The sequence below is a fragment of the Azospirillum cavernae genome (assembly GCF_003590795.1).
GTDB lineage: Bacteria > Pseudomonadota > Alphaproteobacteria > Azospirillales > Azospirillaceae > Azospirillum > Azospirillum cavernae.
Window position 1 is genome coordinate 202,935 of the sequence record NZ_QYUL01000001.1, and the last position, 18,736, is coordinate 221,670.

The 18,736-nt window shown below is 66.3% G+C and carries 18 protein-coding genes; 7 read left to right on the forward strand and 11 right to left on the reverse strand.

The window, feature by feature from the left end; genetic code table 11:
• Window positions 1-65 precede the first annotated feature (65 nt).
• A complete protein-coding gene (gene glgC / locus D3877_RS00935; RefSeq protein WP_119828934.1) occupies window positions 66-1,337 on the reverse strand; it encodes a glucose-1-phosphate adenylyltransferase in 1,272 nt (423 codons plus the stop codon).
• Between the two features lie 553 nt (window positions 1,338-1,890).
• Between glgC and D3877_RS00940 the strand changes: the two genes are divergently transcribed.
• Window positions 1,891-3,333 (forward strand): ammonium transporter, encoded by a 1,443-nt coding sequence (locus tag D3877_RS00940; RefSeq protein WP_119828935.1) that lies wholly within the window; start codon window positions 1,891-1,893, stop codon window positions 3,331-3,333.
• 83 nt (window positions 3,334-3,416) lie between these two features.
• On the opposite strand, the gene D3877_RS00945 is transcribed toward D3877_RS00940, so the two are convergent.
• On the reverse strand, window positions 3,417-4,652 hold the full coding sequence (locus tag D3877_RS00945; RefSeq protein ID WP_119828936.1) for a class I SAM-dependent methyltransferase: 1,236 nt from the start codon (window positions 4,650-4,652) through the stop codon (window positions 3,417-3,419).
• A gap of 103 nt (window positions 4,653-4,755) precedes the next feature.
• Window positions 4,756-5,688 carry an AraC family transcriptional regulator gene (locus D3877_RS00950; protein ID WP_119828937.1) on the reverse strand — a complete coding sequence of 311 codons (933 nt, stop codon included), beginning with the start codon at window positions 5,686-5,688 and terminating at the stop codon, window positions 4,756-4,758.
• Window positions 5,689-5,815: 127 nt separating this feature from the next.
• On the opposite strand from D3877_RS00950, the gene D3877_RS00955 reads away from it, so the two are divergent.
• Genes D3877_RS00955 through D3877_RS00965 form a run of 3 tightly spaced genes read left to right on the forward strand, consistent with a single transcriptional unit; the run spans window position 5,816 to window position 7,534 of the window.
• Window positions 5,816-6,172, forward strand: a complete 357-nt coding sequence (locus D3877_RS00955) for a PadR family transcriptional regulator (RefSeq protein WP_199720665.1) — start codon at window positions 5,816-5,818, stop codon at window positions 6,170-6,172.
• Complete coding sequence (locus D3877_RS00960; RefSeq protein ID WP_119828939.1) at window positions 6,157-6,852, forward strand: hypothetical protein; 696 nt, start codon at window positions 6,157-6,159, stop codon at window positions 6,850-6,852. Before D3877_RS00955 ends, D3877_RS00960 begins: the two co-directional genes overlap by 16 nt.
• Window positions 6,853-6,889: 37 nt before the next feature.
• A complete protein-coding gene (locus tag D3877_RS00965) occupies window positions 6,890-7,534 on the forward strand; it encodes a hypothetical protein (RefSeq protein WP_119828940.1) in 645 nt (214 codons plus the stop codon).
• 4 nt (window positions 7,535-7,538) lie between these two features.
• Here D3877_RS00965 and D3877_RS00970 read toward each other — a convergent pair whose 3' ends face one another.
• Complete coding sequence (locus D3877_RS00970) at window positions 7,539-8,681, reverse strand: asparaginase (RefSeq protein WP_238474663.1); 1,143 nt, start codon at window positions 8,679-8,681, stop codon at window positions 7,539-7,541.
• Between the two features lie 128 nt (window positions 8,682-8,809).
• On the opposite strand from D3877_RS00970, the gene D3877_RS00975 reads away from it, so the two are divergent.
• Window positions 8,810-9,484, forward strand: coding sequence for a substrate-binding periplasmic protein (locus D3877_RS00975; protein WP_119828942.1), 675 nt, complete (start codon window positions 8,810-8,812; stop codon window positions 9,482-9,484).
• 76 nt (window positions 9,485-9,560) lie between these two features.
• Complete coding sequence (locus D3877_RS00980; RefSeq protein ID WP_119828943.1) at window positions 9,561-10,148, forward strand: RNA methyltransferase; 588 nt, start codon at window positions 9,561-9,563, stop codon at window positions 10,146-10,148.
• Window positions 10,149-10,268: 120 nt separating this feature from the next.
• Here D3877_RS00980 and D3877_RS00985 read toward each other — a convergent pair whose 3' ends face one another.
• The 6 genes from D3877_RS00985 to D3877_RS01010 all read right to left on the reverse strand — a co-directional run bounded on the left by D3877_RS00985 (window position 10,269) and on the right by D3877_RS01010 (window position 17,120).
• A complete protein-coding gene (locus D3877_RS00985; protein WP_119830700.1) occupies window positions 10,269-11,495 on the reverse strand; it encodes an ABC transporter substrate-binding protein in 1,227 nt (408 codons plus the stop codon).
• Window positions 11,496-11,746: 251 nt separating this feature from the next.
• Entirely contained in the window at window positions 11,747-12,253 is a 507-nt protein-coding gene (locus tag D3877_RS00990; protein WP_119828944.1) for a 3'-5' exonuclease family protein, read from the reverse strand.
• Between the two features lie 10 nt (window positions 12,254-12,263).
• Window positions 12,264-14,135 (reverse strand): DUF294 nucleotidyltransferase-like domain-containing protein, encoded by a 1,872-nt coding sequence (locus D3877_RS00995; RefSeq protein WP_238474664.1) that lies wholly within the window; start codon window positions 14,133-14,135, stop codon window positions 12,264-12,266.
• A 142-nt stretch (window positions 14,136-14,277) separates the two neighbouring features.
• Window positions 14,278-15,990, reverse strand: coding sequence for a cation acetate symporter (locus D3877_RS01000; protein WP_119828945.1), 1,713 nt, complete (start codon window positions 15,988-15,990; stop codon window positions 14,278-14,280).
• Window positions 15,990-16,292, reverse strand: a complete 303-nt coding sequence (locus D3877_RS01005; protein WP_119828946.1) for a DUF485 domain-containing protein — start codon at window positions 16,290-16,292, stop codon at window positions 15,990-15,992. Before D3877_RS01005 ends, D3877_RS01000 begins: the two co-directional genes overlap by 1 nt.
• A gap of 258 nt (window positions 16,293-16,550) precedes the next feature.
• On the reverse strand, window positions 16,551-17,120 hold the full coding sequence (locus D3877_RS01010; protein ID WP_119828947.1) for a DUF1178 family protein: 570 nt from the start codon (window positions 17,118-17,120) through the stop codon (window positions 16,551-16,553).
• A gap of 157 nt (window positions 17,121-17,277) precedes the next feature.
• Between D3877_RS01010 and D3877_RS01015 the strand changes: the two genes are divergently transcribed.
• Window positions 17,278-17,871: a class I SAM-dependent methyltransferase gene (locus tag D3877_RS01015; protein WP_238474665.1), complete on the forward strand. Its 594-nt coding sequence runs from the start codon at window positions 17,278-17,280 to the stop codon at window positions 17,869-17,871.
• A gap of 6 nt (window positions 17,872-17,877) precedes the next feature.
• On the opposite strand, the gene D3877_RS01020 is transcribed toward D3877_RS01015, so the two are convergent.
• A complete protein-coding gene (locus D3877_RS01020) occupies window positions 17,878-18,654 on the reverse strand; it encodes an Hpt domain-containing protein (protein ID WP_119828949.1) in 777 nt (258 codons plus the stop codon).
• Between the last annotated feature and the right edge of the window lie 82 nt (window positions 18,655-18,736).

Here is an 18,736-nt window from a genome sequence, read left to right on the forward strand (position 1 = left end):
TGCCCCCTCCCTGGCCCTCCCCCGCTTTGCAGGGGAGGGGACTGGGGGAGGACGGGGCGGGTGGGTCAGTCTTTGGGCAGGGCGTCGATCATCTCGCGGGTGATGAGGCAGACGCCGCCCTCGCTGCGGTAAAAGCGCTTGGCGTCCAGTTCGGGATCCTCGCCCACCACCAGCCCGTTGGGGATGGTCACGCCCCGGTCGATCACCACCTTGGTCAAACGGCAATGGCGACCGATGTCGCAATCGGGCAGGACCACCGCCTCGTGCAACTCGCTGTAGGAGTTGACGCGGACGGAGCTGAACAGCAGCGAGCGGCGCACGGTGGAGCCGGAAATGATGCAGCCGCCCGACACCAGCGAATCCACCGCCATGCCGCGCCGGTCCTCGTCGTCGAAGACGAACTTCGCCGGGGGAAGCTGTTCCTGATAGGTGAAGATCGGCCAGTCGCGGTTGTACATGTTCAACTGCGGCGTGACGTGGCACAGATCGAGGTTGGCTTCCCAATAGGCGTCGATGGTGCCGACGTCGCGCCAATAGGGCACGTCGTCCGGGGCGTCGATCACCGCGCTGTCGGCGTAATTGTGCGCCATGATGCGGGCGCCGGACTTCACCAGATACGGGATGATGTCCTTGCCGAAATCGCGGCTGGATCCCGGCGTGGCGACGTCGCGCTCCAACTGGTCGTAGAGGAATTGGGCGTTGAAGACGTAGATGCCCATGCTGGCCAGCGCCATGTCGGGCTTGCCGGGCATGGCGGGCGGGTCGGCGGGCTTTTCGACGAAGTCGATGATGCGGCGTTCCTCGTCAATGTGCATGACGCCGAAGCCGCTGGCCTGATCGCGCGGCACCTCCACGCACGGCACGGTCACGTCGGCCCCGCGCGCGATGTGGTCGAGCAGCAGGGCGCCGTAATCCATCTTGTAGATGTGATCGCCCGCCAGAATCAGGATGTGTTCGGCCTCGTGGCTGCGCAGGATGTCCAGATTCTGGTACACCGCGTCGGCGGTGCCCTGATACCAGGACGTCTCGTCGATCCGCTGCTGGGCGGGCAGCAGGTCGCAGAACTCGTTCATCTCGCCCCGGAAGAAGTTCCAGCCGCGTTGCAGATGGCGCAGCAGGCTGTGCGACTTGTATTGCGTGATGACGCCGATGCGGCGGAAGCCGGAATTCACGCAGTTGGACAGGGCGAAATCAATGATGCGGAACTTGCCGCCGAAATAGGTCGCCGGTTTGGCGCGCCGGTCGGTCAGTTGCTTCAGACGGCTGCCGCGCCCACCGGCCAGAACCAAGGCCAAGGCGCGTCGCGGCGCCAGACGCAAATCCCGTTTGTCGAGCATGGCCGTCACTCCCTAATGCTTCTTTTTGGTTGCCGTTGCCGGTCGGCGATCCCGATGCAAGGCGTTGACGGTGCCACATCTGCAACGGCGGGCCAAGAGGCGGCGGAGGGCGTGTATTTTTTGGCGGCGCGGGGCGGGAGATGCGCAAGAGTGCGGCGCACAATATGCCTATAAATTCACCATATGCCCCAATGTGAGCCATATGGCGGCCCGCGCGCGGGGCGATTGTGGTGGATTCTACTCCCAAAGCCCGAAAACCGCACCGGAATGTCAGCGGCGACATATGCCTATTATACGGGCAGAGCAGGCGCGCGACTCGGCGGAGGGGCCTGTTGACGGACCCAACGCGGCGGCAACTCTGACGATTCCCCGCCATTTTTGGCTGGCACGCTTCTTGAAGTGATTGCAGCGTCCTTGGTCCCGTCCGCCGCCCCGTCTTTGCCGGGGACGGGGCGACCGGGACGGGGTGCCCCTTGCGGTGATCGTCCAACAGACCTCGGGTTTCGGACGGGCGGCAGGGGGTGGGAGTGATTTAGAAGAAAGAGGAGCCTCGATGAACCGTCTGTTCCTTCTGGCCGCACCGATGATGGCGGTTGCTCTGGGCTTGGCCGGTCTGCCCGCCGACGCCCTGGCGCAAGATCCTGCGGCGGCTGCGGCCGCTGCGGCTGCTGCGGCGGCTGCCGCTGCGGCTCCGGCGGCTCCGGCGACGCCGACCATCAACGGTGGCGACACCGCTTGGATGCTGGTCTCGACGGCGCTCGTGCTGATGATGACCATCCCCGGTCTGGCCCTGTTCTACGGCGGCATGGTCCGCAAGATGAACGTGCTGGCCACGGTGATGCAGAGTTTCGCCATCACCTGTCTCATCAGCGTCCTGTGGTACGTGATCGGCTACAGCCTCGCCTTCACCGGCCAGGGCGCGTATGTCGGTGGTCTGGATCGCCTGTTCCTGAACGGCTTGAACTTCGCCACGCCGTTCATTCTGGGCGAGGGCGGCGCGTCTCCGGTGCCGACGACGATCCCCGAGCCGATCTTCATGATGTTCCAGATGACCTTCGCGATCATCACCCCGGCGCTCATCACCGGCGCCTTCGCGGATCGCATGAAGTTCTCCTCGCTGTTGGTCTTCACCGCGCTGTGGTCGCTGGTCGTCTATTCGCCGATCGCTCACTGGGTCTGGCACCCGGCGGGTTTCCTGTTCGGCCTGGGCGTGCTTGATTTTGCGGGCGGCACGGTCGTTCACATCAACGCGGGCGTCGCCGGTCTGGTCGCCGCGCTGGTCATCGGCAAGCGCAAGGGCTACCCCAAGGAAGCCTTCATGCCGCACAACCTGGTGCTGTCGCTGATTGGCGCCTCGCTGTTGTGGGTGGGTTGGTTCGGCTTCAACGCCGGTTCGGCTCTGACCGCTGGTCCGCGCGCTGGCATGGCCATGGCCGCCACGCACATCGCCACCGCCGGCGCCGCCATCGGTTGGCTGCTCGCCGAGTGGGCGACCAAGGGCAAGCCCTCGGTTCTCGGCATCATCTCCGGCGCCGTCGCTGGTCTGGTCGCCGTCACCCCGGCCGCTGGCTTCGTCGATCCGACGGGCGCCATCATCATCGGCCTGATCGCTGGCGTGGTTTGCTTCTGGTCGGCCACCAGCCTCAAGAAGATGCTTGGCTACGACGACAGCCTGGACGCCTTCGGCGTGCATGGCGTGGGCGGTCTGATCGGCGCGCTGCTGACCGGCGTGTTCGCCAAGATCTCGGTGTCGAACAGCGAGAACGGCTTCGCCGCCCTCCTCGCCGCTGACCCGAAGGCCACGCTGGGCCTGCTGGAAGGCAACGCTTCGGCGGTGTGGATCCAGGTTCAGGGCATCGCTTGGACGGTTGGCTGGTGCGCCATCGCCACCTTCGTCCTGCTGAAGGTCATCGATGTGGTCATGGGCCTGCGCGTTGACGAAGACGTCGAGCGCGACGGTCTGGACCTCGCCCTGCATGGCGAGAGCATCCACTAAAAAATAGGTTTGGTTGACGCCTTCCATCCAGAACTCTGGCCGCCGGGGCTTGCCCCGGCGGTCTTTGTTTTTGGGGGCAGAGGTCAGCGCCGCAGATACATCTTGCCGACGCCGTTCAGGGCCGTGAACAGGGCCTGGACTTGGGTGAAGAACGCCTCCCACGTCGCGCCGGTGGCGGGCGCGATGGCGGCGTGGATGTCGGCCAGCGTCGCCTTGCCATCGACCCGCGCCAGGATCGGCCCGGCCAGACGGGGCAGGGGAAGCGGCAGAACGGTTCCCAAGACCTCCACCTCCAGGCTGCCGCCGGGGGGCAGACCCTTGGCCAGCGCCGCGCCGTCGAGATCGCGCAGCACCGGGATGACGTCCGGACCGTCCAGTTTCGCGACGGCGTTGGCGAGATCGGCGGGGCGCAGCAGATAGGCGATGTGCTTGGTCATGCTGCCGCACATCTGTTCCGCCCAGGCGGCGCGCTCCAGCCAGGACAGACCGTCGAGCCGTTTCAGCACGCGCGGGTCGCGCACCCAGGTGGACGGCTCGTAACGGATCGGGTCGATCAGCGAGCCGATGGCCAGCCCGGCGCTGTCGGCCAACGCCGCCAACTCCGGCACCGTGTAAGGACGGTCGCAGGAGTGCAGCAGCAAATCATACAGATTGGCGTCGGCCTGCCGGTGGTCGCTGACGAAGGGGTTGTTCAGCAGCCAGTTCGACGCCGGGAGATGCTGGATCAAGCGGCGGGCCAGCGCGACCTTTTCCGCCGGGGGCAGCCCGTCGGTCATCGCGCGCAGGGCGGCTTGCATCGGGTAAACGCCGGTGCGGCCCAGCGGGGCGTAGACCATCAACCCGATCCCGCCGCCGGGGGCCAAGGCCCCGGCCAGCGAGCGCAGACCCGCCGACGGATCGGGCAAATGGTGCAGCACGCCGCAGCAATCGATGTAGTCGAACGGCCCGTCCTGCGCCGTCACCGCGTCCAGCTCCAGCAACGAGCCGCGTTGGAACGTGATGTTGGTCAGGCCGCGCGCGGCGGCGCGGGCCTCGGCGATGGCGCGGCTGGCGTCGGACAGATCGACGTAGGCGACATGGCCGGGATGATCGGAATCGGCCAATTGCTGGGCCAGCATGATCGCCCCGTCGCCGGTGCCGCCGCCCGCCACCAGAACCCGCAAGGGACGGTCCGCAGGCAGGCGTCCGCCAAAGACGTAATGGGTGATCTCGTCCAGATGGCTGGGCGATCCGGTGACGAGACGCTTTTTCTCATCCGCCGGGTCGCGCGCCGGGTAAGGGTAAACCTCATATTGGGCGCGCAGATCGTCGATGCTCATGAAGGGGGCTGCCGTGGCTTTGGGACAAGGGCGGGAACGGGTGCGATGGCGGACCATAGCACCGCCTCCCCGCCGCTGGGCAGCCCCCGCTTGACCTGCATCCTTACGTCAGAGGCACGCAAATGCGGGTCAGCCACTCTTCCGGCGGCAGGCTGCGCGGGTCGTTGAGATACTCCTCAAAACAGGGCTGGTCGGCGGGCGTCTGGCCGCTGGCGGGCAGCCATTCGCCATACAGCCATTGATAGACCGCGCCCAACGCGGCGTAAGGGCCTTTGTGGACCAGAACGGCGTGACGCCCGCCCGGCAGATCCAGGCCTTTCGCGCCATCCTCCAGCGCCGGAGTCGATTCCAGCGCCAGCCCGGCGAAGGAACGCAAATTCTCCGGCGCCACCGCCGACGGGTCGTCGAAATAGACGCCGATGCAGCGGGTGGCGGGCGTCATCAAATTGCGCCCGGCGGCCCAGGCGTAGGCGCGGGAAAAGGCGGCGTTGATCTCCATGTAAGGGCCGCGATGGTCGAAACCGACGAGGCTGGTCGCGGGCAGAGCTTCGATGGTGACGGTGGGCATGATGTCCTCCGGATTTTGGTTGGGTCTGTCGTCATGGGGCCACGCGAAGGGCGACAGACGCCCCGACCGCCGGTAGGCGGCGGGGGTGACGCCATAGCTTTGGGCGAAGGCGCGGGTGAAGGCGGCGACGCTGCCATAGCCGGCCTGCCGGGCGATGGCGGCGATGGTCCGCGCGTCCTGGACCAGCGCCCCCGCCGCCCGGTGCAAACGTTGACGGCGCAGGGTGTCGGTGACGGTTTCCCCGGTCATCGCCCGGTAGATGCGGTGAAAATGGTAGGGCGAAAAGCAGGCCACCGCCGCCAACGCGTCCAGATCGAGCGGATCGTCCAAATGGGCGGCGATGTGCCGAACCACCCGGTCCAACCGCCGTCCGTAATCCAGCAGCGTGTCGGCCTTGGCCGGACGATCCGGGCGAAGCTCGGGGGGAGAGATGTCGGGGAACGGGGCGTTGGGGCGGCTCGTCGTCATCGTCGCGTGTCTCCAATGCGCCGACCCTAACCGGGGTCGGATTGATCGCGCTTGCGGAGTTCGGGGAATCCATCGGGCTTGACACCTCGCGATCCTATGCCTAGTAATTCTAGGTATGGAAGGCGACATGCTCAAAGGACACCTCGACGCCATCGTGCTCGCCGCCCTCGCGGGCGAACCGGCGCACGGCTACGCGATTATCGAGGAAATCAGGCGGCGCAGTGGCGGCGTTTTCAACCTGCCCGAAGGAACCGTCTATCCCGCGCTGCACCGGCTGGAAAAGGCCGGGGCGGTGAACAGCGACTGGACCACCGCGCCCAACGGGCGGCGGCGGCGGGTCTACACCCTGACCCCGCAAGGGCGCGCGTCGTTGGACCATCATCGGGACGTCTGGCGCGACTTCGCCCGGGCCATCGACACGATGATGGCGAGTGGCGATCCCGGCGCGCCGCTGGGGGATGGGCCGCCATGGCCGACGCGCTAGAGGCGTATCTCGACGCGCTGGGCGAGGCGTTGCGCTTTGACCCGCAGCTCGCCGAGCGCGTCGTGGACGAGGTTGCGGATCATCTCGATTGCGCCCTGGCGGCGGAAACGCGGGGCGCCGGGAGCGCTGGCGACGCGGAGGCGGCGTTGGCGCGGGTGATCGCCCGTTTCGGCGCGCCGCAGCGGATCGCCGGGCAATTCGCCCTCTTGGCCCTGGAGACCAACGCGGATCGGCTGTGGCGCTTGGCGGCGCTGACGGCGGCGGTCGCCTTCGCCGCAATGCGGTTGCGGGAGCTGCATCTGGATCCGGTGGAGGCGGCGGGCGACGGCTTGGCCACCGCCGCGCTGGCGCTCGACCGGGGCGCCTTCATCGCCGCGCTGGCCTTGGGGCTGTGGGGCTGGCGGCTGGCGCGCGACGCCAGCCGTTCCTGGCGACCCGATCCGCGCGGCTGGCGTCGGCTGTTCGCCGGGTTGCGACTGTCGGCGTTGGCGCTGGGCGCGTTGATGCTGTCGGTCGCCGCCGACACGGCTTTGACGCTCCCTCGTCTGATTGAGGCCGCAGGGGGTGTTCTTTGGCCCGCTGCGGCGCTGACGGTGGAAATCGCCCTGGTGCTGGCCCTGGCCATCGCGGTCAGCCGCAGCCGCGAGCAGGCCGCCGCCGTTCGCCGCCTGCTGGTCTGACTCGTCCCTTATCCTTATCGCAAAAGGAATCGCGATCATGGTTGTGACCGCTCCCCCGCGCCTGTCTGGTCGGCGCGAGTCTGATTGGCGCCTGTCTGGCTGGCGGCTGGTTGGCGGGACCGCTCTGTTTCTGCTGCTTGCCGTGGCGTCGCTGGTCGGGATGGCGCCCGAGATGACGGACGGGTTGCGTCACGCGATCCGGCTGACGGCGCGCAGTTCCTTCGCGCTGTTCCTGCTGGCTTACACGGCCTCGTCCCTGGCGGTGTTGGCGCCCTGCGGCGCGACCCGCTGGCAGCGGCGGAACCGGCGCTTTTTCGGGCTGTCCTTCGCCCTGTCGCACGCGGTTCATGGCCTGCTGCTGATCGCCTTGGCGCAGCGCGACCCCGCTCTGTTCTGGAGCCTGACCAACGTCGGGAATCTGGTGTCGGGCGGCGTCGGCTACGCTTTCATCCTGCTGCTGGCGGCGACGTCCTTTCCCTGGGCGGTCGCGGCGCTGGGCGGGCGCTGGTGGGGCGTTCTGCACCGCGTCGGCGTCCATTATCTGTGGATCAGTTTCCTGGTCACGTTCGGCAAACGCGCGGCGCTGGACAGCGCTTACGCCCCGGCGCTGCTTCTCTTGGGATTGGCCGCGCTGCTGCGGGTCGCCGCGTGGCGGCGGGGCCGCCGGTCGGCAGCGGCCTGAGCGATCACTCCCCGTTTGACAACCAGCCTTCCGCCGTTCGGATCACGCCGACCTCGCGCCCGACGCGGTTGACCAGGGGGACGGTCAGCAGATCGGCGGCGCGGGTCCATTGCTCCTCGGTCAAGGCGTTGGCGGCGCGGATCAGCGCGGCGAGCGCCACGTCGCGGGCGCGGGCGGACCCGTCCTCGATCTTCAGGGCGATGCCGACGCCCTCCTTGGGCAGCACGGCGCAGGCCACGCCCTCCGACCCGCTTTTGACCAGAACGAGACCGCCCGACGCCTGCATCATCCGGGTGTCGAAGCTGTCCTTGCCGCCGATCAGATGGGGGTGGGCCTTCCAGGCCTTGGTGATCCGGGCCACCGCGTTGGCGCGGGCGTCGGGCAGATCGACCGGATCGGCCAGCCGCGCCATGGCGTAGGCGAGCGCCCCCAGCGGGACGCCGATGGTGGGCAGGGCGCAATTGTCCACGCCCCAGGGGGCGCGGGACAGATCCTGGCCGGTCATCTGTTCCAGCACGCCCAACACCCGCTGTTGAACCGGGTGGTCGAAACGGGCGTAGCCCTGGATCGGCTTTCCCAAATGGCGGGCGGTGGTCAGAAAGCCCGCGTGCTTGCCGGACGCGGTGTTGTGGAAGACGCTTGGCGGCTCGCCATCGCGGATCAGATCGGCGGCGCTGTCGGGATCGGTCGGGGTTTGCGGGCCGCAAGCCAGATCCTCGGCGGTCAGGCCCAGGCGCTTGATCCAGCCTTCCAGCAAACGGGTGTGGCGAATCTCGCCGCTGTGGCTGGCGCAGGCCAAGGCCAACTCCGAATCGCCAAGTTCAAAGGCGTCGAGCGCCCCGCTTTCCACCAGCGGAATCGCCTGGATCGCCGCGATGGCCGAACGTGGGTAGATCGGGGCGGCGATGTCCCCCCATTGGGCCAGCACATGACCGGCGGCGTCCACCAGACAGGCCCGCCCGCGATGGACCGATTCGACCATGCCGCCGCGAGTCACCTCGATCATGATCGGGTTTTCGGTTGGGCCGGACAGGTCGGCGTGGCCGTGGTCGTGAGGATGGCTGTGATCGTGCGTCATGCTGGCCAGAGTGCCGCCCCGGTCCGCAGGAGGCAAGGGGGGCGCGGGAAAATCAGGGACAGCCCGCATGGACAGCCCAGCTCCGTCAACGGCACAATTCCCCTACTTTTTATGAAAATTGCGCTTTCCGCGCGCGCTCCGGCCCTGGTCGGCGCGACGCCGCGCGCGCAGCCACAGGAAAAGCAGGAGAACAGCCAATGATCCGTGCGTGCGTGTTCGCTGGTTTGGCCGCCTTGGCTCCGGTCGCGGCCATGGCCGACATTCTGGTGACGACCGAGGAATACCCGCCCTTCAACATGACCCAGGACGGCAAGGTGACGGGCATCGCCACCGAACTGGTGAAAAGCATGTTCGAGAAGGCGGGCGTCCCGTACAAGATCGAAGTTCTGCCCTGGAACCGCGCCTATCAGACGGCGCAGACCCAGAAGGACGCCTGCGTCTACAGCACCACCGAAACGCCCGAGCGGAAGGACCTGTTCCAATGGGTCGGGCCGCTGGTCAGCAACGATTGGGTGCTGTTCGCCAAGGCCGACAACGCCGCGCCGCTGAAAAGCCTGGACGACACGCGCGGCAAGGTGATCGGCGGTTACGCGGGCGACGCGGTCGCCGCCTATCTGGAAAAGGGCGGCTACAAGGTGGATTCCGCCCCGCGCGACGAGTTGAACATTGCCAAGCTGGCGGCGGGCCGGATTGATTTTTGGGCCTCAGGGTCCGAACTCGGTCCCTATCTGGCGAAAAATCAAGGAGCGGCGGATCTCATCAAGCCGGTGCTGACCTTCAACAAGACGGTGATGTCGCTGGCCTGCAACAAAGACACCGACATGGCGGTTCTCGCCAAATTGCGGGCGGCGCTGGAGGGGCTGCGGAAATAGCGCAAGCCCTTGCGTGGCTGGAACGGGCGAGGCAATCTCCGACCGTTTTTCCTCACACAGCGGCACGACATTCATCATGCGCGGTTATTTCGCCATCGGCGTTGAGCGCATCAGCAAGCCCGGCAACCTCGGCAATCTGATGCGTTCCGCCCACGCCTTCGGCGCGTCCTTTTTCTTCGCCATCGATCCCGAGCCGGATTTGCGGGAAACCAAGCTGGTCGACACCTCCGGCGCCACCATGCATCTGCCGCTCTACGTCCATGACCGGGTGGCCGATTTCACCCTGCCCAAGGATTGCGCCCTGGTCGGGGTGGAGTTGACCGACGACGCCATCGAGCTTCCCAGCTTCCGCCACCCGACCCGCGCCGCCTATGTGCTGGGGCCGGAACGCGCCAGCCTGTCGCAGCCGTTGATTGACCGTTGCGACTTCGTGGTGAAGATCCCGATGGCGTTCTGTGTCAATGTCGGGGTCGCCGGGGCGCTGGTGATGTATGACCGCATGATCTCCATGGGCCGCTTCGCCGAACGTCCGGTGCGGCCCGGCGGCCCGCTGGAAGGGCCGTCGCTGCACAAGCACGGCAAGCAGATCATCCGCAAAGCCGACCGCCGCCGCCGCATTCGGGGCGAACAACTGCCGGTGGACGGGGCGGACGACGGGGAGTGAGGCGGAGAGTGAAGAAAATTACGGCCCCCTCCCTAACCCTCCCCCGCTGACGCGGGAGAGGGGACGGACTCCCTCTCCCGCCGCAAGGCGGGGGAGGGCTGGGGAGGGGGCCGCGTTCCCTTACTTTTTCACCAGCGGGCACTGGCTGTCGGCGATCGGCAGGAAGGCTTCTTCCGCCGGGATGGTGCGCAGGATCTTGTAATAATCCCATGGCGCCTTCGATTCCGCCGGGGTTTTGACCTGGGCCAGATACATGTCGTGGACCATGCGGCCATCCTCGCGGATGCGGCCGTTGCGGGCGAAGAAATCATCGACCTTGGTCGCCTTCATCTGGGCCAGCACCTTGTCGGTGTCGTCTGTGCCGGTGGCCTCCACCGCCTTGAAGTAATGCATCAGCGAGGAATAGACGCCCGCCTGCACCATGGTCGGCATTTTGCCGCCGGATTTTTCGGCGAAGCGCTTGGACCAGGCGCGGGTCTTGTCGTCGAAATCCCAATAGAAGCCGGTGGTCAGGTTCAGCCCCTTGGCCGTCTCCAACCCCAGCGAATGGATGTCGGAGATGAAGACCAGCAGTCCGGCCAACCGTTGCCCAGCCTCGACGATGCCGAACTCCTTGGCCGCCTTGATGGCGTTGATGGTGTCGGCCCCGGCGTTGGCCAGACCGATGACGTTCGCCTTCGACGCCTGGGCCTGCAACAGGAAGGACGAGAAGTCCGACGCCGGGAAGGGGTGCTTGACCGCGCCGACGACCGTGCCGCCCGCCGCCTTCACCACCTTTGACACGTCATCTTGCAGGTTCTGGCCAAAGGCGTAGTCGGCGGTCAGGAAATACCAGCTTTTGCCGCCCTCCTGCACCACGGCGCGGCCCGTGCCGATGGCCATGGCGTAGGTGTCGTAGGTCCAGTGGATCCCGCCCTTGAAGCAATCCTGGTTGGTGATGCGCGAGGACGCCGTGCCGGAAATCAGGCTGATCTTGTTGTTGGTCTTGGCGATCTCGTTCACCGCCAAGGCGACGGAGGTCGTCACCAGCTCGGCGAAGACGTCCACCTTTTCCGTGTCGGCCCATTCGCGCGCCTTGTTGGCGGCGATGTCGGCCTTGTTCTGGTGGTCGGAGGTCAGCAGGACGATGGGTTTGCCCGCCACCTTGCCGCCCATGTCCTCAATGGCCAGCTTGGCGGCGATGATCGTGCCGGGACCGGCCACGTCAGAATAGGGGCCGCTCATGTCGGTGAGCAGGCCGATCTTGACCGCGTCATTGGAAATCTGGGCAAGGGCCGGAGCCGATCCGGCGGCGGCCATCAGGGCGCAGGCGGTGACGCCGCAGGCGAGAGCCGTCTTCAAGCGCATCGTGTTGTCTCCCATGATCGTGATTTTTTGGTTCAGAGGCCACGTTGGGAGGGAACGCCCAGACCCGCGCAACACGCGCAAGCCCCGCCGCCCGCCATCCCAAAGGATCGCCGCCCGTCATCATCGCTTATTTTTGTTTGTTTTGCGAAATGTCCGTCAGGCGATCTTTTCGCGCGGACTGTGGCCGACAATCTTTGCTGAAATGTGTCTGGCTTTTACAAATGTATACGAACGATTGCCTTGGCGTCCGTCTATCCGGCGTTGGTCAGTCGCAGCCACGCCATGGCGGCGGCCAGCGCGGTTCCCCGCGCGTCGTCGGCGCGCACCGGCAGGTCAAGATCCTGGATCAGGCTGTCCAGCCGCAGATCGACCGCGCTTTTCGACAGGCTTCGGACCTTGCGGTCGTAATAGAGGCCGGACACCTCGATCCGCTCGTTGGCCAGCGGCCCGCCGGTCAGCCGTTCGACCATCGCGGCGGAGAAATCCAGGAAATAACCGATCAGCGGACGCTGGCCGATGAAGCGGCGCAGGCGGTCCCCGGCGTCGGTCGGAAAGCCGTTCTCTTGCCCCCGCAGGACCAGCGCGCCGCCGGTCAGGATGCGGTTGCCCCGGACCCGCAAAGCGACCAGCAGCAGCGGTTCGGCGCTGGCCGCGTCGTAGGACGTCGCGTCGCAATGAAGGGCGACGCGTTCAAGCCGCGCCGCCGCGTCGGCCTTGGCGCTGGACTGGGCGTTGGCCGGAGTGCTGTCGGTCGGCATCGCCGGCCCCTCAATGATTCAGGCGGAAGTGATAGGCGATGGTTTCCTTGAAACTCTTCACCAAAGCCAGACAATCCTTGAACTGGTCATGGTCGAGCTTCCCCAGCCGGTCGGGGTGGACCATGTTGTCGATGGCCAGCTCCGCGTTCGGATCGCCCCCGGCCTCGCTGGGCGAATCGACGCGCGCCTTCAGCCGGATGGTGGACAGGATGGTGAGCGCCTCCACCAACTCCCCGGCCAGCTTGCGGTCCAACGCCCCCGCCTCGGCCAACGCCCAGATGCGGGCGACGGTGTTGGTCTCCACCATGTGCTTTTCCAGGGCCAGCGCGCGCACGCCGTGGACGATGGGGAAGATGCCCGCCTTCTTGATGTCCACCGGCTCCGCTCGGCGCCGCTCGAACAGGGCGGCGAACAGGCCCGACGGCGTGTCGAACGCCAAAGTCGGGCGGGCGAATTGGCTGAAGAACATCTGGTTGTCCTGCAACCGGCTCAACAGATAGCCCTTGGCCTCGTCCAGCAGGCTGGAATCCCCGGCGACGGGGGCGGCGTCGTAGAAGATGGCGAGATTCATCGCCGCCGCTTCGTCCGGGTGGTGGATCCAGTGGAAGATCGAATCCTTGTACCCGGCCAGCGGGCGGGTCCAATCGGGGTTGGACACCATGATGTTGCCCGGACAAGGCGGGTAGCCGAAAGACACCAGATGGCGCGAGAAGGCGGCGACGATGCTGGGCAAAGCCGGGCAATCATAGCCGTCGCGCAGGATCAGGCCGTTGTCCTGGTCGGTTTTCAGCACCTGCTCGCCGCGCCCCTCGCTGCCCATGACGATCAGGCAGGAATTTTCCAAAAGGTCGGGCGGGGCCAGCAGCTCGAACAGCTTGCGGAAGATGCGGCGGTTCAGTTCGGTGACGAGGTCGGCGATGAAGGCGACCTTGACGCCGGTGGCGTGCAGGGTGCGGATCAGCGCGACGATGGACAGGCTGGCTTGGCGCAGATCCTCAGGCGAATCGGCGTGTTCGACCTGAAGCCCGATCACCTGGGAATGGTTGGACAGCACGGCCAGCAGGTCGCTTTGCCCCAACAGCCCGACCACCGCGCCGTTTTCGGTGACGACGACGCGGCGCACCGCGTGTTTGGTCATCAGCACCAGCGCGTTGAACAGCAGATCGTCGCGGTCGATGGTCAGCAGCCCGTAGCGGGCGAGCGGCCCGACCGGCGCGTCCACCGGGCGGCCTTCCAGCACCACCCGGTCGCGCAGGTCGGTGCCGGTCAGGATGCCGACGCGCTCCCCCTCCGGCCCGTTGTCGCGAACCAGAACGCTGCTGGCGTGGTTGCGTTTCATGACGTCGGCGGCGTCGCGCAGGCTGGCGTCGCCCGCGACGAACAGCGGCGGGTGCAGATAGGCTTGCCGGATGCGGGCCATGGTCAGCGCCGCCATTTCCCGGTTGGAGCGTTCCGCCGCCAGCGCCCGCATCCGCTGGGCGAATTCGCCGATCACCGCCGCGCCGAATTCTGGATTCTCGCGGGCCAGCCCTTCCAGAACCGGGCGGGGAATGACATGGCAAACCGTGTCGTCCGCCGCGACGAAGCTGCGGATCGGCCCGCCGCCATAGAGGGAGGCGAGGTCGAAGCGGTCGCCCGGCCCGTGCAGCGCGGCGATCTCGCCGCCATGGCGCTCCTGCACCGCCCCGCGCAGCACGACGAACAGCGCGTCGGTGGGATCGTCGCGGCCCAGAACGACGCTGTCCTTGGCGTACAGGCCGATGTCGAGCGCGGCTGTGAGGCCGTCGCGCTGGTCCGCCGTCAACAGATCGAAGGGCGGACGGTCGCAATCGAAAGCGCCCGGATCGGGCCGGGCCACATCGGGCCGGGAAAGGTCGGACACGGGCGCCGCTCCGTCGGACAGAGGACAAAAAAAGACGCCCCTGGAAGGTCCAGGGGCGTTCTCAGGTTACACCCGTCCCGCAGGGCACGGGAAGTCGGGTGCGACAATTGGCGTGCGAAGCGAACCTCGCGCGGTGGTCGTGTTAGTGAGCCGAGGCCCCCTCCGCGCCCAGGCCGGTCTGCGACCGGACATATTGGGCTTCGAAGGCGCGGCGTTCGGCCTGCGCGCTCTCGCTGTTGTCGGTGATCGAGAAGAACCAGATGCCGGCGAAGGACAGCAGGATCGAGAACAGGCCGGGGTTGTCATACGGGAAGATCGCCGCCGGGTTGCCCAGCACGGCCTTCCACACGGTCGGGCCAAGCACGAGGAGCACGATCGCCGAGATCAAGCCGAGCGAGCCGCCCAGCACGGCGCCACGGGTGGTCATCTTGCCCCAGAACATCGACATCAGCAGGATCGGGAAGTTCGCCGACGCCGCGATGACGAAGGCCAAGCCGACCATGAAGGCCACATTCTGGTTTTCAAAGGCGACGCCCAAGACGATCGAGACGATGCCGATGACCACCGTGGTGATCTTGGACACGCGGATCTCGTCCTGCTCGTTGGCGCGGCCCTTGGCGAAGACCGAGGCGTAGAGGTCATGGGAGACCGCCGAGGCGCCGGCCAGCGTCAGACCGGCGACCACCGCCAGGATGGTGGCGAAGGCGACGGCGGAAATGAAGCCGTAGAACAGGTTGCCGCCCACCGCGTTGGCGGTGTGGATGGCCGCCATGTTGGTGCCGCCGATGACGTTGGCGATCACCGCCTTGGCGCCGGCCAGCGGGGCTTCCTTCAGGAACGGATAGGCGCCGTTGGCGTCGGGGGCCAGGATCAGCACGATGGCGCCGAAACCGATGATGAAGGTCAGGATGTAGAAGTAGCCGATGAAGCCCGTGGCGTAGAAGACCGACTTGCGGGCTTCCTTGGCGTCGGACACCGTGAAGAAGCGCATCAGGATGTGCGGCAGACCGGCGGTGCCGAACATCAACGCCATGCCCAGCGATATCGCCGATACCGGATCGGTGACAAGCGCGCCCGGCGACATGATCGCCAGACCCTTCGGGTGGATGTTGACGGCGGCCTGGAACATGGCTTCGGGGTTGAAGCTGAACTTGGCCAGGATCATGAAGGCCATGAAGGAGGCGCCCGACAGCAGCATCACCGCCTTGATGATCTGCACCCAGGTCGTCGCCAGCATGCCGCCGAAGGTCACGTAACCGATCATCAGCACGCCGACGAGGATGACGGCGACCAGATAATCAAGGCCGAACAGAAGCTGGATCAGCTTGCCGGCGCCGACCATCTGGGCGATCAGGTAGAAGGTGACGGTCGCCAGCGAGCCGCAGGCCGACAGCGTGCGGATCGGCGTCTGTTGGAAGCGGTAGGACGCGACGTCGGCGAAGGTGTATTTGCCGAGGTTGCGCAGGCGTTCCGCGATCAGGAACAGCACGATCGGCCAGCCGACCAGCCAGCCCACCGAATAGATCAACCCGTCGAAGCCCGACGAATAGACCAAACCGGCGATGCCCAGGAAGGAGGCCGCCGACATGTAGTCGCCAGCGATCGCCAGACCATTCTGGAAGCCGGTGATGCCGCCGCCGGCGGCGTAGAAATCCTTGGCCGACTTCGTGCGGCGGGCGGCCCAGAAGGTGATGCCCAGCGTCAACAGCACGAAGGCCAGGAACATGACGATGGCTTCGTAGTTCGTCGCCTGCTTCGCCACGGCGCCGCCAATGGCGTCGGCGAAGGAGGTGGCGGGAACCAGAGCGCCGGTCGCGGCGAGCGCCGCGACGATGCGGGAATTGGCAGCGCGCATCACTTCAGTTCCTCCAGGATCTGGCGGTTCAGCTCGTCAAACTCGCCGTTCGCCCGATTGACGTAGATGCCGGTCAGGATGAAGGCGGAGACGATGGTGAAGAGGCCGATGGGAATGCCCCAGGTGGTGACACCCGCGCCAATCGGCGTGCCGAGGAAGCCCTTGCCGAAGGCGACCAGAAGGATGAAGCCGAAATAGATCACCAGCATGGCGATCGAGAGCGTCCAGGCGAAGGCTGACCGCCGGGCGATCAACTCCTGGAACTTTGGATTGTTCACAATCCGTTGTGTGTTCTTACTCATAGTGCGTCCCCTCACGAGTGCCGAGCGGTTGTTCGACGGTCCTTTGAGACACTCGGGCTTGTACCGTCTTTGGTGTAGGCCCTTGATCCAGCCAATTGTTTGATACAGATCATAGTTGGGCGCACCCCCGACCATGGTCGGGTCGGTCTGATGGCGTGGCGCGTTGGCGCAGTCGTGAAAAAGGCGCCGCGTTTGGCGCGGCGCCTTGCAAACTGTCAGTTTCGCCAATGGTTTCCGCCGGAATCAACCGGGGTGGGGTCAGGAATCCGTGCGCGGAAGCCAGGGGATGCGGTGAAATGTCACACCCTCCTCGTTCAACTCCTCGACGTCCTCCGACGACGCCTCGCCGTAGATGCCGCGCGGATCGGCCTCGCCATAATGAATGCGGCGGGCTTCCTCGGCGAATCGGTCGCCCACATAGTCGCAATTCTTCTCCACCGTGCGGCGGACCTCGGACAATTGGCGCATCACCTCGGCCACCGCCTCGCGCTGGGCGTCGTTCAGCGTCGGGGGCAGGGCGGCGACGACGTCCGCCGGGGTTGGGATGGTGGCTGGGACCGACGGCGGCGCTGGCGCGGCGGCGTTTGCGTTGGCGTCCTTGGTCTCCGTCGCGGCGTCCTTCGCCTGCGCCGCCTCGTGGGCGCGGTCAACCGCCTTGGCCACCCCCTTGGCGATGCGCGGGGCCATCGGCGCTTTGGCGACGGCGCTGTCGCCGCAGACCGGGCAGGCGATGAGATGGGAGGCCGCTTGCTCGTCATAAGCGGCGCCGTTGCGGAACCATCCTTCGAATCGATGATCGGACGAGCATTTCAACGCGAAGAGGATCATATCCCCACCAAACCTCTGAGGGTCAGCGACCCGTGATAAGCAAACGTTGAGCCAGACGCCTGACATGCGCGCGGTTGCGGCGCGACTCGGCATCGGTCTTAATTCAGCACGGCGGGACCACCCGCGTCAAACCCCACCCCAATCCCGCAGGGCCACCGTGACCACCGATTCGCATCCCACCGCGTCCCCTTCGTCCCTGCCCCTGGCGTCGCCCTGGGTTCTGCGCTTCGCTCCGTTGGTCGCGGCGGGCGGAAGCGTCCTGGATCTGGCCTGTGGGTCGGGGCGGCATTTGCGGCTGTTCCATCAGCGTCGTCACCCGGTGGTGGGGGTGGACCGGGATTTGGGCGGGGTGGCCGATCTCGACGGGACCGATGGGGTGACGCTGGTCCAGGCCGATCTGGAGGGTGGGGCCGATCTGGAGGATGGCGGCCCGTGGCCCTTGCCCCCCGGCCAGCCTTTCGCCGGGATCGTCGTAACCAACTATCTGCACCGGCCCTTGTTCCCGGCGCTGCTGGACGCGCTGGCTCCGGGCGGGGTTCTGATTTACGAGACCTTCGCCATCGGCAACGCCCGCTTTGGCCGCCCCTCCTCCCCCGCCTTCCTGTTGCGGGAGGGGGAGTTGCTGGATCTGACCCGCGACCGTTTGCGCGTCGTCGCCTTTGAACAAGGGGAAGTCGCCGTGCCGAAACCCGCCGTCGTGCAGCGAATTTGCGCGGTCAACGGCGCCGGAGAGCCGCAGCGGCTCGACTGAAACCGCTCAACCCAGATTGTATTTGGCGACGACGGCGGCGAAATCATCGCCGAAATGCTCGCCCACCCGGATCACCGACACGCCGTGAGGGATTTCCTTCAGAGACGGGTTGTCGAGGTTCAGCGAGGTCAGCAGCGCCATCGGCACGCTGTGCGTCACGCTCATGGCGCGCAGGCCGCGAATGAGGTCCAAGCCCGACAGCCCGTCCATCACCATCGAGGCGATGACCATGTCGGGCGGCACGCGCACCGCCAAGCTGATCGATTCGATGGGGTCGGTCACGGTCATGGTGCGGAAGCCGCAGGCGGCCAGTTCCGCGCCCAGCTTTTTGGCGACGACCTTGGACGGCGTCACCAGCATGATTTCGACGTTGCGGACCTCGACGTCCGTCACCTGGAATTCGTAACGGACCGGCAGGGCGCGGATGATGCGGTTGGTTTCGGCCAACAGCGGCTGTTCGGCGCGGTCCACCAACTCGGCGATGCGGTCGATGAAGAGCTGCGCGTCGGACAGTTGCCGACCCTCCAACTGCTTCAGGCCGCTGAGGTAATCCTCCAGGCGGTGGGCGACGAGGCTGACGGTGGGATAGCCGAAGCTGGTGCCCATGCCCTTGAAATTGTGGGCTTCCAAGCGCAGAACGCCGATGGTTTCCGCGTCGCTGCGCGTCCCCTTGGCGCGGCCTGTCAGGGCGGCGTTCATCACCTCCAGACGATCGCGCGCGTCGTCCACAAACTCCATGCGCAAGCGGTCTTCAAGATCATCGGTCGACAGGATCGAGGCCATGGAGAGACATTCCGGCTGTTTGAGGACGGTCAGAAACACGTGCGCGCTACGCTACACCAAAATCCGGGGGCGAAACAAACGA